The 13,841-nt window shown below is 73.3% G+C and carries 11 protein-coding genes; 3 read left to right on the top strand and 8 right to left on the bottom strand.

Annotated features, from left to right (window positions below):
• Nucleotides 1–5: 5 nt before the first annotated feature.
• The 3 genes from ACGF5C_RS12320 to ACGF5C_RS12310 form a co-directional block, all read right to left on the bottom strand.
• Entirely contained in the window at nt 6–821 is an 816-nt protein-coding gene (locus tag ACGF5C_RS12320; RefSeq protein ID WP_393300287.1) for a carbohydrate ABC transporter permease, read from the bottom strand.
• A complete protein-coding gene (locus tag ACGF5C_RS12315) occupies nt 818–1,768 on the bottom strand; it encodes a sugar ABC transporter permease (RefSeq protein WP_363706493.1) in 951 nt (316 codons plus the stop codon). Before ACGF5C_RS12315 ends, ACGF5C_RS12320 begins: the two co-directional genes overlap by 4 nt.
• A gap of 81 nt (nt 1,769–1,849) precedes the next feature.
• Complete coding sequence (locus ACGF5C_RS12310) at nt 1,850–3,136, bottom strand: ABC transporter substrate-binding protein (protein WP_393300284.1); 1,287 nt, start codon at nt 3,134–3,136, stop codon at nt 1,850–1,852.
• Between the two features lie 142 nt (nt 3,137–3,278).
• Here ACGF5C_RS12310 and ACGF5C_RS12305 point away from each other — a divergent pair, with 142 nt between their 5' ends.
• On the top strand, nt 3,279–4,040 hold the full coding sequence (locus ACGF5C_RS12305) for a FadR/GntR family transcriptional regulator (protein ID WP_393300281.1): 762 nt from the start codon (nt 3,279–3,281) through the stop codon (nt 4,038–4,040).
• 221 nt (nt 4,041–4,261) lie between these two features.
• On the top strand, nt 4,262–4,996 hold the full coding sequence (locus ACGF5C_RS12300) for a DUF4287 domain-containing protein (RefSeq protein WP_393300278.1): 735 nt from the start codon (nt 4,262–4,264) through the stop codon (nt 4,994–4,996).
• A gap of 119 nt (nt 4,997–5,115) precedes the next feature.
• On the opposite strand, the gene ACGF5C_RS12295 is transcribed toward ACGF5C_RS12300, so the two are convergent.
• From ACGF5C_RS12295 to ACGF5C_RS12275, 5 genes are all read right to left on the bottom strand, one after another.
• Entirely contained in the window at nt 5,116–6,471 is a 1,356-nt protein-coding gene (locus ACGF5C_RS12295) for an MFS transporter (RefSeq protein ID WP_393300275.1), read from the bottom strand.
• A gap of 200 nt (nt 6,472–6,671) precedes the next feature.
• Nucleotides 6,672–7,631: a hypothetical protein gene (locus ACGF5C_RS12290; protein ID WP_393300272.1), complete on the bottom strand. Its 960-nt coding sequence runs from the start codon at nt 7,629–7,631 to the stop codon at nt 6,672–6,674.
• 141 nt (nt 7,632–7,772) lie between these two features.
• A complete protein-coding gene (locus ACGF5C_RS12285) occupies nt 7,773–8,855 on the bottom strand; it encodes a hypothetical protein (RefSeq protein WP_393300269.1) in 1,083 nt (360 codons plus the stop codon).
• Between the two features lie 44 nt (nt 8,856–8,899).
• Nucleotides 8,900–10,525: a serine/threonine-protein kinase gene (locus ACGF5C_RS12280; protein WP_393300266.1), complete on the bottom strand. Its 1,626-nt coding sequence runs from the start codon at nt 10,523–10,525 to the stop codon at nt 8,900–8,902.
• A 316-nt stretch (nt 10,526–10,841) separates the two neighbouring features.
• Entirely contained in the window at nt 10,842–11,717 is an 876-nt protein-coding gene (locus tag ACGF5C_RS12275) for an SPFH domain-containing protein (protein WP_393300263.1), read from the bottom strand.
• Between the two features lie 247 nt (nt 11,718–11,964).
• Between ACGF5C_RS12275 and ACGF5C_RS12270 the strand changes: the two genes are divergently transcribed.
• Nucleotides 11,965–13,833 carry a transketolase gene (locus tag ACGF5C_RS12270; protein WP_393300476.1) on the top strand — a complete coding sequence of 623 codons (1,869 nt, stop codon included), beginning with the start codon at nt 11,965–11,967 and terminating at the stop codon, nt 13,831–13,833.
• The last annotated feature ends 8 nt before the right edge of the window (nt 13,834–13,841 follow it).

Here is a 13,841-nt window from a genome sequence, read left to right as displayed (position 1 = left end):
CGTCCTCAGCCCTTCGTGGCGCCGGCGGTCAGGCCGGAGACGATGTACTTCTGCACGAACAGGGCGATCACCATGATCGGCACGGTGACCACGGTGGCCGCCGCCATCAGGCCGCCCCAGTCGATGCTGGCGTAGCCGACGAAGTCGAAGATCGCCACGGGGAGCGTCTTGGTGTCGGCACCGGAGAGCACGAGGGCGAACATGAAGTTGTTCCAGGAGAAGATGAAGGACAGGATCCCCGCGGTGGCGATGCCGGGCACCGACAGCGGCAGGGTGATCCGCCGGAACGCGCCGATGTGGGTCAGCCCGTCGACGAGCGCCGCCTCCTCGAGTTCGGCGGGCAGGCCGTCGAAGTAGCCCATCATGATGTAGACGATCAGCGGCAGCGACACGAACATGTGGCTGAGGATCAGCACGGTGAAGCCGCCGACCATCTGCAGGTTCGAGAAGACGTAGTACCAGGGCACCAGCAGCGAGACGCCGGGGATGACCCGGGCCATGAGCACGACGAGCGCGGACTTCTTCATGTTGAAGCGGCTCATCGAGTACGCGGCGGGCACGCCGAGCAGGAGCGACAGCACGGTCGCCGCGAACGCCACCCAGAGGCTGTTGCCGATGAACTGGACGTAGTTCGCCTGCTCCAGCACGTTGCCGTAGTTGTCCAGGGTGGGCGAGAAGGAGAACGCCTTGTCGGTGTCGTAGATGTCGACGTTGGTCTTCAGCGACGCGAGGATCATCCAGAGCAGCGGCGCCATCAGCGAGAACACCACGACGACCAGGGCCACCGCCCGGAAGACCTTGAACGGCCTGCTCGGCTTCATCGGTCCAGCCCCTTCTTGCGGTAGGTCAGGGCCCACATCACCCCGATGATGATCAGGAAGAAGATGATGAGGACCGTCGACGAGACGCCGTAGTCGTTGTAGTCGAAGCTGAGGCCGTAGGCGTAGACGTTGAGGGTCTCCACCTCGTGGAACGACCCGCCGCCGCGCCCCTTGGTGGCGTAGAGGATGTCGAAGGTCTTCAGGGCGTCGATGCCGCGCAGCAGGACCGCGACGATCACGGTGGGCATCAGCAGCGGCAGGGTGACGTGCCGGAACCGCTGCCAGGTGCTGGCGCCGTCGATCAGCGCCGCCTCCTGCGGCTCGTCGGACAGCGACGTCAGGCCGGCGAGCAGGATCAGCACGACCATCGGCGTCCACTGCCAGATGTCGATGAACATCGTCGTGGGCAGGGCCGAGCTCTGCCCGGACAGCCAGGGCTGGGGGCCGATCCCGACCCAGCCGAGCACCTGGTTCGCCATGCCGATGTTGGGGTCGAAGATCAGCCGCCACATCATGCCGACCGCGACCGGGGTGGCGACCAGCGGCAGCAGGATCGCGACGCGGACCCACTTCTCACCGCGGAACGGCCGCCACAGCAGCAGGGCGATCGCCATGCCGAGCACGACCTCGAAGAGGAGCACGACGCCGGTGAAGAGGGCGGTGCGCCACACGGCCGGCCAGAAGCGGTCGGTGTCGGTGAGCACGTCGAGGTAGTTCTGGAAGCCGATGAACTCGCTCTCGGCGCGTACCGAGCCCTCGGCGTCGGTCAGGCTGAGGTACCCGGTCCAGGCCACCGGGAAGACGATCAGCACGGCGACGAACGCCATGGCGGGTGCCGCGAAGAGCCACTTGCGGTGCTCGTTGGCCCAGCGCGACCAGGCCGAGGTCTCCGGGGAGGCCGGACGCGCCTCGGTCGATCTCTTGACTGGTGTGGTGACGGCTGACATGAGGTCTCCGGGTGGGGGGTCAGGGCCAGCGTCCCGACGCTAGGTGGCGGAGCCGGTCGGCTCCGCCACCTACGCTTCGGGCTACTTCGCCTCGTCGTCGAGGAACTTCTGGAACGCCTCGTTGGCCGCGTCCGCCGAGGCGGCCGCGTCCTTGCCGGTGATCGCGTCGACGATCGGCTGGCCGACGATCTCCCGCGCCTGGGCGACCTTCACGACCAGCGGACGGTCGTGGCCCACGCCGTTGGCGGTGCTGACCGTGGTGGCCTCGGCGAGGTCCTTCGGGTAGCTCGCCGAGCCCTCCGGGTTCTCCCAGACGGACGTGCGGGCGCTGGGGACGCCGGCCTTCTGCTGCGCCAGCGCCTGCTCCTTGCCGGCCGCCCACTGGATGAACTTCCAGGCGTTGTCCTGGTTCTTGGACGTCTCGTTGACGCCGAGCGCCCACGAGGGGATGTTGTACGGCTTCGAGCCGGCCGGGCCGGCCGGGAAGGCGGCGAACCCGACGGTCTCGGAGACCTTCGACTTGGCCGGGTCGGTGGCGTTCTTGTAGAGCGAGTTGGCCTCGGTGTAGAAGGCCGCCTTGCCCTGGGTGAAGATCGCCATCGCCTCGGACCAGCTCATGTCGGTGCTGATGTTCTCCGGGCCGTGCTCGCGCAGCAGCCCGCCGTAGTAGGCGTACGCCTGCTTGGCCTGGTCGGTGTTGACCGACGCCTTGCCGTTGGCGTCGACGAAGTCGCCGCCGAAGCTGTAGAGGAAGCTGGAGAACTGCGTGACGGCGGCCGCCTTGCCGGTGCGGGACACGAAGCCCGCCACGCCCGGGTTGTCCGCCTCGACCTTGGCCGCCTGCGCCTTGAGCTCGTCGAGGGTCTTCGGCGGGGCCGTGAAGCCGGACTTCTCCAGCAGGTCCTTGCGGTAGTAGAGGACCTCCTGCTCGGTGATGATCGGCACCCCGACCACCTTGTCCTCGTAGCTGGTGGCCTGCACCGGCCCGGTCTGGAAGTCGCCGAACTCGAACGCGCTGTCCGACTTGGCCTTGTCGGTCAGGTCGGCCAGGTACTTGTTCTTGGCGAACAGCTTCCCCTCCTGCAGGGGCCGGTACATCATCACGTCGATGTCGCTGGATCCGGCGTTCAGCTTGACGTTGTACTGGTCGGAGAGCTGGTCCTCGCCGAGCTGGGTCACCTCGACCTTGAGGCCCGACTGCTTCTCGAACTCCGGCAGCGCCTTCTTGATGTTGTCCGTCCAGACGTGGTTCACCAGCGTCACGCGCACGGTGTCCGAGCCGCCGGCGTCGTCCCCGCCACCGCAGGCGGACAGGCCGAGGGCGACGACCATCGCCAGGGAAGTCCCGATAACTGATCGACGTCTCACGTCCATCTCTCCTTATGCCGTGGCCGTGGCCGGGCCCGACGTGGGGCCGCCACCTCCCTGTTTACATCCGCTTAACGTCGGGATGCTAGGCCGAAAAAGCAGATTTATTCAAGAGGTAGATCCAACTGATATGATCCGCCGTGTGAAACCGTCCTCCCCAGGGGTCGCAGTCGCCCCGATCGCCCCTGTCGAGGCCGGGCTGCACGCACGCGTCCTCGACAGCCTCGGCACTGCCATCTGCGGTGGCGAACTGGCGGCCGGGGCCGTCCTCAACATCGACGAACTGGTCGAGCGGTACGCCGTGTCCCGCTCGGTCGTCCGCGAGGTCCTGCGGGTGCTCGCCTCGATCGGGTTCATCGAGACCCGCCGACGGGTCGGCGTCATGATCCGTCCGACGGACGCCTGGAACGTCTTCGACCCGCAGGTGATCCGCTGGCGGCTCGCCTCGTCCGGCCGCATCGCCCAGCTCCGCTCGATCACCGAGCTGCGCACCGCCGTCGAGCCGCACGCCGCCCTGCTCGCGGCCAGCCGGGTCGGTCACGACGAGGCGAGCGACCTCGTCGGGCTCGCGGCGAAGATGTGGGCCGCCGGCAAGGCCGGCGACGAGGAGCGCTTCCTGCGGCTCGACATCGAGTTCCACCGGCGGGTGCTGGTCGCCTCCGGGAACGAGATGTTCGTCCGGCTGCAGGAGCTGGTCGCGGAGGTGCTCACCGGCCGGCACCAGCACCACCTCATGCCCCACCACCCGCACGAGCAGGCCCTCCAACTGCACGCGGAGGTGGCCCAGGCGATCCAGCGGCGCGACGGCGAGCGCGCCCGGCGGGCCATGGTGCAGCTCATGGAGCAGGCCTTCGACGAGATGAGTTCGATCTGGGAGCAGACCGGCGAGACGGCCAGCCCCTGACCGCTGCCCGACCCCGTCCCGCTCCCGCCGTCCTTTCGCCCGGCGTATGCTGGTGGCGGCGCTGTCCCGCGCCTCACCTCCTTACCGGTGCTCACGCCACCGGCGTCGCGGAGGCAAAGGGAGCCTCGCGTTCTCGGGATGCCGTGCCACATGCCCTGATCCGGCGCGGTCGACGGGAGCGTGAGTCCCTGCGACCCGCGCCGTCGACGAGGGAGCATGTGATGACGCGTGACAGGTCGTTCAAGACCCGGGTCCGGGCCCGGATGGACAAGACCGGCGAGAGCTACACGACCGCCCGCCGGCAGCTCGTCGCCCGGTCGACCGCCGCCGAGCCCGAGCCCGCAGCCGCGCCGCCCGAGCCGCCGAAGCCCGCGCCGGGCGCGACGTCGTCGGGCACGGCGGTGCAGACCGAGCGGATCTCCGACGCGCTCATCCGGGAGCGCACCGGCCGCGGCTGGGACGAGTGGTTCGCCCTGCTCGACGCCTGGGACGCCACCGGGCGTACGCACACCGAGATCGCCCGCTGGCTGGTCACCACGCACGAGGTGCCGGGCTGGTGGGCGCAGACCCTCACCGTCGGGTACGAACAGACGCGCGGCCTGCGCGCCCCCGGGCAGCGGCGCGGCGGCAGCTTCTCCGCCGCCGGCAGCCGCACGGTGGCCGTCCCGGTGCGGCGGCTCTTCGACGCCTTCGCCGACGACGCACTGCGCCGCCGGTGGCTGCCCGACGCGGAGGTCCGGGTCCGCACCGCCACCGCGCCCCGGACGTTCCGCGCCGACTGGGGCGACGGGTCGACCCGGCTCGTGGTGGGCTTCGCCGCCGTGGGCGAGACGAAGTCCCGGGTGTCCGTCCAGCACGAGAAACTGACCGGTGCGGAACAGGCGGCCGAGCTGAAGGCGTACTGGCGGGACCGGCTGGCCGCGCTCAAGCACCTCCTGGAATGCGCGGGCCGATGAGCGCACGTCCGTCGCCGGCCCGACCCCTCCGATCCGGCCACCAGCGGTCGGACCGGCACGTCGCCGGCTGACGGCGGGCCGGCCCGGCGGCGGTCATCCCGACCGCCGCCGGGCCCTCGTCAGCCGGCGCGACCGGCGGCCACCCGACCCGGCCCGCCTCGGGCCCGCCGGCCACCGCGCGTCACCAGGAGAAGCGCGACGATCAGGTACGGCACGGCGGCCACCGCGAAGGCGACCCCGTTGCCGGCCCCGGTGGCGAGCAGGCCGTACCCGCCGTAGACGGCGATGATCGTCAGGTCGGTGGCCATCCCGGCGAGCGAGGTGACCGTGGCCCGGCTGCTGCCGGTGATCCGGGCCTGCAAGCGGGCGTCGGCGAGCACGGTGGCGAGTTGGAAGCCGCAGAACGCGGCCGCGACCAGCACGAACCCGACGGGCCGGGCGAGCAGTGCCCCGGCGGCCAGGGCCACGCCGGACACCGCCAGCAGCCCGGCGTACCCGCGGGTGGTCAGCCGCTCCCCCGCCGGAGCGAGCAGGCCGCCGGCGCTCACCCCGACCCAGATGAGCAGGAGCAGCAGCGGCACGGCCGCCTCGGCGACGCCGGTGTCCCGCGCCAGCAGCGGCGTGTACTCCTCGATGGCCCCCCAGACCGCCGCGACCGCCGCGACCAGCAGCACCGCCGCGCGGACGGCCCGGTCGGCGTGCGCCTCGGCGAGCCCGGCGCGCAGGCTCGCCCACCAGCCGAGGTCGTCGTCGCCGTCCTCGTCGTCCGCGTCCCGTCCCGCCTCGACGGCCCGCCCGGTCCGCTCCTGGCTGGCGGTCGCGGCCGGGCCGGCGTCGGTAGCCGCTGCCGGCCCGGCCGCGCCGGCAGCGGCCAGCGGGGCGTCGCGCCGCCGGTGTTCGGGGAAGCGGGTGGCGACGGCGGCGGCGGGCAGGCAGGCGAGCACGCTGGCCACGCCCACCGCCGGGTAGCCGCCGACGGCGAACACCGGGCCGGCCAGGACGATCGAGGCGAGCACGCCGAGCGTCTCGGCCGTCCTGGCCCGGCCGATGACGCGGGCGTACCGGCCGGCGGCGTCGAGCCGGTCGAGTTCGTCGAATACCAGCGCCTCCAGCGCACCCGAGGCGAGCGCACCGCCGGCGCCCCACAGCACGAACCCGACGGCGAAGGCCGGGTACGAGGGGACCAGCACCCAGAGCGCGAAGCCGGCGGCGGTGACGAGCGGGGCGAGGGCGAGCAGCAGCCGCCGGGAGACCGCGTCGGCGAAGGCACCGGAGGGCACCTCCAGCAGGATGCCGCTGGCCGACCAGATCACGAACAGCGAGGAGATCTGCCAGACCGACAGGCCGGTGTCGCTGAACAGCAGCGCGTACAGCGGATAGAGCAGAACGAGTTCACCGAGGAACGCGTACCCGTAGAGGATGGCCGCCAGCCGGCGGACACGCGGATCGGGCACGCGCGCAGTGTGGACAGTCATGAAGCCTTCCCGTGGAGACGAAGCGGACGCCGGACGTACGGCGTTCGCGGCGGCCCACGGGGGCGACCGTCAGCGGTTCATCAACATCGCCACGTCATGCCGGCGATGTTAGACGGCGGCGGCGCTGACGGCCATGCCCTACCGCAACGCGTGTCGGGGTGCGACCCGCGCGGATCCCACCCCGGGACGCGGCGGCGCGTTCAGCGGCGGAACTTCTCCTGACCCATCGGCGGGATGACCATGGTGGCCTCGGCGTCCTGGCCGGTCGGCTGTGCCGGGACCGTGGCGCCGGTCGAGGTGACCTGGGTGGCGTCCGGGTCGACGTGGGGCGCGGCCGGGCCGGCGGGGCGCGGCACGACCTGGGTGGCGTCGGCGTCCACGGCCGGGCCGGCGGGTTCACCGGCACGGACGACCTGGGTGGCGTCGGCGGCCGGCTCGGTCAGGTGGGTCTCGGTGTCGCGGCGGCCGGCCTGGTAGGCGCGGGCGTGCGTGGCGATCACCTGCGACTCCTGCTCGGCACGGGTCAGCCAGGACTCCCAGCGGCTCTGCATCGGACGGACCAGACCGCCGCCGACCCCGACGACGAGGATGCCACCGACGGTGGCGAGCACGGCGACCAGCACCGGGGTGGTCACGGCGGTGGCCACGCCGATCTGGTTGAGGGCGGCGATGACGCCGAGGCCGAGGATGAACACCGAGGCGATGGTGGCCAGGATGCGGCCGTACGACAGCCCGCCCAGGGCGCCGCTGATGATGTCCTTGACGGCGTTGGCGATAGCGGCGGCGACCACGACGATGACGATCGCGACGAAGGCACGGGGCAGCCAGGCGATCACACCGGCGATCAGGTCCGAGACGGGGTTCGGGCCCCAGATGCCGAACGCGAGCTGGAGGGTCACCAGCAGCACCCCGTAGTAGGCGAGCTTGGCGACGATGTCGCTGGCGTCGTACCGGGACCGGGCCAGGGCCCGGCGGATCCCGCCGCGCTCCACCGCGCGGTCGAAGCCCACCCGCTCCAGCACCTTGTCGACGATCTTGAGCACGGCCTTGGCGATCAGCCAGCCGACCACCAGGATCGCCACGAAGGCCACGGCCTTGGGCAGGAACAGCAGCACCGAGCGGAGGGCGTCCCCCACCGCGTCGCCGAAGTCGTCTCTCATGGGAATCCTCCACACGGGTGTCCGTCTCGTCGCGCCCGACCTACCCTCGGCACCGGCCGGGGAAACACCGGTCGGCGCCGGGTGGCGGCGCGTCGACGCGACAGTGCCGGCGGGCGGCGCGCGCCCGCTTGGCGGGGAGGATCAGCGGCGCCGGCAGCCGTAGGCGACCGGGGCATGGGCCTGCACCGGGGACGGCGAGGTGATGTTGACCGTGGCCGTCTCGGTCGTGGTGCCCACGCCGCTGAAGGCCCAGCGCAGCGTCAACTCGACGGTGCGCTGGCCGCGGCCGACCCGCTCGGTCAGCAGGCTGCCGGGGGCGCTGCCACTGCGCAGCCACTGGTAGCGGATTTCCCCCGCCCGGCCGTTGGTCGACACGGTGGCCACCACGTCGACGGTGACGTCGCACCGGTCGCCGGCCGGCCGCGGCACCGCCACCGTGACCCCGGTGACCTCCAGAGGGCTGATCCGCTGCCAGAGATGGAGGCCGACGGCGACGAGCAGCGCGACGGTGAGCACGGTGGAGAGCACCGAGGTGACGATCCGCCACGCCGACCGCCGCCGGCGCGGGGGCGTCGGCACGGGCCAGGCTGGCGCGACCGGTGGGGTGGCCGGCACGCCCGGCCCGAACCGCACCTCCCCGCCCGTGGGCGCGGGCGACGCTCCCGTACGCCCGCCGAAGACCGTCCCCGGCCCGGCCCCGGTGGTACGCCCCGTCCCGACGGCGGTCACCGGGCCCGTCGGCTCCTCCCCGCTCGGCTGCGCCGTCGTCCACGGCCCGGACCGCCCACCCGGATCGACCGGCAGCCGGCCGGGCTCCACGCGCGGCACGGGACCGCCGGGCGGGGCAGGCACAGGGCCGGCGGGCGGGGCAACCCGCCACCCCGGCGCGAGGTGCGCCGTCGGCTCTCCCCCGCCGAGGTGCCCGGTGGCGTACCCGAGGTTCAGGTGCGCCGTCGCTTCCCCCTGGACCAGGTGTGCCGTGCCGTCTCCTGCGGCCGGGTGCCGCATCGTCGGCGCGCCGCCGAACAGGGGCGCGGTTGGCTCGCCGGAGCCGAGGTACGCCGTGGGCTCGCCGGCGTTCACGTGCGCGGTGGGTTCGTCGGAGCCGGGGTGTGCGGTGGGCCCGGTCGGGTGCGGGAGGCCGTCGAGCCGGGCGGTCGGCGCGGCGTCGACGGGCAGCCGGTGGGTGGGCAGCGCCTCGGTCTGGTCGTTCGGCTGGGTCACGGCGGCCCGCCCTCCGTCATCGTGGTCGACATCCGGGTCACCGATCACCCCGGGGTGCAGAACGGATAGAGCGTCACGTGGACCGGCGAGCTCTCGGGCGAGGCGTTGCCCGCCTCGTCGACCGCGACGACCCGGACCGGGATCCGGGTGCTGTTGCCCGGCCGGGGCAGGTCGCGCAGGACGCCACGGAACAGTCCACGACGGTCGGCCGTCATGGGCACCTCCGTGGTGCGGCCGTCCAGGGTGTACCGGAAGCTGACCCGCAGTCTCCCCGCCGCCGTACGGTCGTCGGAGACGACGGCGGAGACGGTGCTGGACGTGGGCCCGTACGGACAGCCCTTGGGATCCAGCTCGGTCGGGCTTGCCGCGACCTGCCCGACGGAGGGCGCGACGGTGTCCGCCGGCGGTGGCGGGCTGGTGCTGGCCGACGCGGTCGGCGAGGCGGCAGCGGACGGGGACGACGACGCGCTCGTGCCGGTCGGCGCCGGGGCGGCCGTCGTCGCGGTCGGCGCGGTGGGCGTGGCGGGCGCCGCGACGGGGGTCGCCGTCGGCGTGGGCGGCGCGGCGGCCGGGGCGGACGCCGCGCCGGTCGGACCCGCCGTCGCCTGCGGGGCCGCCGCCGGCACGGTCTCGTCGCGGCTGGCGTAGCTCAGCCCGGCCCCGCCGACCACCAGCGCGGCGACCAGCCCACCGCCGACCAGCGCCGCACGGGCCCGGCCGGCGCGCAGCCAGGTCCACCGGCCGGTGCCCCCGCCCAGCGCGGTGCTGGCCAGGCTGGTGGCCCCGCCGGTGCCGTCGGGGAACGGGAAGAGGGCGGCGAGCAGGGCCGCCCGGCGGGCCAACTCGCGCAGGCCGCGCTCCTCCCACTCCGGTCCGTACGCGCCGGCCGCCACGTGCTCCAGCACGGCGAGGAAGACCTGCGCGGGTTGCGGTCGCTCGGCCGGCTGCTTGGCCATGCCGTGCCGCAGCAGGTCGTGCACCGGCTCGGGAGCCGGGTCGGTGGGGATCGGCGCCCGGGCGTGCTGCTGGTGCAGGGTGAGCAGGTCCCGCCCGTCGTAGGGCGGCCGACCGGTGAGGCACTCGTAGAAGGTGGCGGTGGCCGCGTAGATGTCGCAGGCCGGGCTGGCCGGGGCGCCCGTCCACTGCTCGGGGGCCATGTAGCGGGGGGTGCCGGTGACGCTGACCCCGGAGGCCTCCCCGACGGGCATCGCGATGCCGAAGTCGGCCAGCTTGCTGGTGCCCTGGGCGGTGACCAGCACGTTCTCCGGCTTGTAGTCGCGGTGCACCACGCCCCTGGCGTGCGCGGCGCCGAGCCCGGCGAGCGATCCCTTGAGGACGCACAGCGCCGACTCCGGGGTGGTGGGGCCGTGCGCGCGCAGCATCTGCCGCAGCGACACGCCGTCGACCAGCTCCATGACGATCGCCGCGCCGGCGGGCGACTCGACGTACTCGTAGAGCCGGGAGACGTGCGGGTCGTCGATCTCGGCCAGCAGCCGTGCCTCGTCCCGGAACGCGGTGCGGAACGAGGGGTCGTCACCGATGCCGCCGGTGAGGTACTTGATGGCGACCGGGGTGCCGGTCGCCTCGTGCACGGCGAGGTCCACCCGGCCGGACGCGCCGGCGCCGAGCTGCCGAACCGGGCGGTAGCCCGAGACCTGCCAGCCGGTCACGCGCTCACCTCCCCACCCCGGAACGGACAGCCGCCGTGGCTGCCTCGGTGGCCATTGTGGTCGCGCCGGGCGGTGGTTCCATCGGCGCAACGGCTGCTTCCGGGCTCCGGACGTCCCGCGCGGCGCGGCGGGGTGGCGACATGGTCGGTAACGGACACCCGCCACTCGTAGCACCCTCTCGCAAGCGTCGTCGCCGAGTGGGCCGCCACCCGCCGGCTCGACCGGCGTGCGGGCGGTGGTCGTACCCGGGCAGCCGGGCGAACCGGCAGCGGGGGCGGCGGCGCGCCGAGGCCGGCACACGCGCGCCGACGAGGGGTCAGGCCGGGGGGCGGCGGCGGCCGTCGCCGGGCGCGGCGGCGGGTGCCGGTGCGGCGCGCTCCGTCGCATGGGGCTGCGCCGCCGGACGCTCGGCGTCGCGCGTGGGTTCGGCGGCGTGGGTGAACTTGTCGAAGAAGCGCAGCAGCTCGACCGGGAACGGCATCACCAGGGTGCTGTTCTTCTCCGCCGCCACGTCCACGACGGTCTGCAGCAGCCGGAGCTGGTACGCCCCAGGGGTGGCCGCCATCGCCCGGGACGCGTCGGCGAGCCGGCGGGACGCCTGGTACTCGCCGTCGGCGGCGATCACCCGGGCGCGGCGCTCGCGTTCCGCCTCGGCCTGGCGGGACATCGACCGCTTCATCCCCTCGGGCAGCGCGACGTCCTTGACCTCGACCCGCTCGATGAGCAGCCCCCACGGCTTCTCCGTCGGCGCGTCGATGACGGCCTTCAGCTCGGTGTTGATCCGCTCCCGGTCGCCGAGCAGGGTGTCCAGGTCGGCCTTGCCGATCACCGACCGCAGCGCGGTCTGCGCCACCTGAAGCACGGCCGCGGGGTAGTCGCGAACGTTGACCAGCGCCTTCACCGGGTCGACGACCCGGTAGTAGACGACGGCGTCGACGGTGAGGGTGACGTTGTCCCGGGTGATGGCGCCCTGCGGGGGCACGCCGATCACGGTCGTCTGCATACTGACCCGGACCATCCGGTCGGCGATCGGGACGATCAGGCGCAGGCCGGGCTCGCGGACCGGTTGCAGCACGCGGCCGAAGCGGAAGACGATGCCGCGCTGGTACTGCTGCACGAGCCGGACGCTCAGGGCGCCGACGAGCGCGAGGACCACGATCACAATCACCGCGCCGATCACGACGGCTTCCACGGCACCCCCGATCCCTCTGGCTCCCCGGGGCCCCTTTCCCGCTGCGTCGCCGGATAGTCCTGCCTTCCCGGCGGCTGCCCGGTCGGCCGCCGGCGCCCCTCGGGGCAGATCGGTGGTTGCCGGACGCCGGGCCGATTTCGTGGCTACGGTACGGGGAGCAGGCCGGCGGGGGCTGCCCGGCCGTGGGCCGGGCGGTCCGGCAGCACCGGGCAGAGGAGGCCGATCGCTGGAGGCGATGCCGGTGACGATGGAAGCAGAGCGCACTCTCCGCGCCGACGAGATCACCGAGCTGGGCGAGCTCGCCGCGCAGTTGCGGGTGGACGCGATCCGGTGCAGCACCCGAGCCGGGTCCGGTCACCCGACCTCCAGCCTGTCCGCCGCGGACCTGCTCGCCGTGCTGGTCACCCGGCACCTGCGCTACGACTGGTCGGATCCGGGCGGTCGCGCCAACGACCACCTGATCTTCTCCAAGGGCCACGCCTCGCCGCTGCTGTACGCGGTCTTCAAGGCGGTCGGGGTGATCAGCGACGAGGAGCTGGTGGAGACCTACCGCCAGTTCGGCTCGCGCCTGCAGGGGCACCCGACGCCGGCCCTGCCCTGGGTCGACGTGGCCACGGGCGCGCTCGGCCAGGGGCTGCCCGTCGGTGTCGGGATCGCGCTGGCCGGCCGGTACCTCGACCGGCTGCCGTACCACGTCTGGGTGTTGTGCGGGGACAGCGAGACAACCGAGGGCTCCATCTGGGAGGCGCTGGACAAGGCAGGCCACTACGGGCTCGGCAACCTGACGGCGATCGTGGACGTGAACCGGTTCGGGCAGCGGGGGCCGACCGAGCTGGAATGGGACCTGGACACCTACCGGCGGCGGGTCGAGGCGTTCGGCTGCCGGGCGGTCGTCGTCGACGGTCACGACCTCGCCGCCGTCGACGAGGCGCTGGGCCGCGCCCGGCAGGCGACGGGCCCGACCGTGGTGCTCGCCCGGACCGTGAAGGGCAAGGGTGTGCCCGAGGTCGAGAACAAGCCGGGCTGGCACGGCAAGCCGTTCAAGCCCGACCTGGCCGACCGGGCGATCGACGCGCTCGGCGGCGTACGCCAGATCCGCGTCGCCGGTCCACGCCCCGAGGCCGCTCCGCCGCCCGCCGCTCCCGCCGGCGCGCCACCGGAGCTGCCCCGGTACGACCGGGGGGCGAAGGTCGCCACCCGCAACGCCTACGGCGACGCGCTGCGCGCGCTGGGTGCCCGGCCGGACGTGGTCGCGCTGGACGGCGAGGTCAGCGACTCGACGCGCGCCGACCGGTTCGCCGGGGAGTATCCCGACCGGTTCTTCGAGATGTTCATCGCCGAACAGCAGCTGGTCGCCGCGGCGGTCGGGTTGCAGGTACGCGGGTACCGGCCCTTCGCCTCGACCTTCGCGGCCTTCTTCTCCCGCGCCTACGACTTCATCCGGATGGCGGGCATCTCCGGGGCCGACATCGCCCTGTCCGGCTCGCACGCGGGGGTGGAGGTGGGGGCGGACGGCCCCTCGCAGATGGGGCTGGAGGACCTGGCGGCGATGCGCGCCGTCCACGGGTCGACCGTCCTCTACCCCAGCGACGCCGTGTCCTGCGCGGCCCTGGTGCGGGAGATGGTCGACTGCGGGGGCATCACCTACCTGCGGACGACCCGGGGCGCGTACCCCGTCCTGTACGGCAACGACGAGGACTTCCCGGTGGGCGGCAGCAAGCTGCTGCGCGGCGGCGACGACGACCAGGTCGCGCTGGTCGGGGCCGGGGTGACGGTGCACAACTGCCTCGCCGCCGCAGACCGGCTGGCGGGCGAGGGCGTCGCGGCCCGGGTGATCGACCTGTACTCGGTGAAGCCGCTGGACCGGCAGCGGTTGCTGGACGCCGTCCGGGTCACCGACGGCCGGCTGGTGGTGGTGGAGGACCACTATCCGGAGGGTGGCCTCGGCTCAGCCGTGCTGGAGTCGCTGGCCGACCTCGCCGAGCCGGTGCGGGTGACGCACCTGGCCGTCCGCGGCCTGCCCACCTCCGGGACGTCGAGCCAGCTCATGGACCAGGCGGGGATCGGGGTGGAGGCGATCGTCGCGGCGTCGCGCGCCGCGCTGTCCGGCGACTGAGCGGGCGG

It is taken from the genome of Micromonospora sp. NPDC047620 (genome assembly GCF_043205005.1).
In the GTDB taxonomy this organism is placed as follows: Bacteria; Actinomycetota; Actinomycetes; order Mycobacteriales; family Micromonosporaceae; genus Micromonospora.
This window is presented reverse-complemented; position numbering and strand designations above follow the sequence as displayed.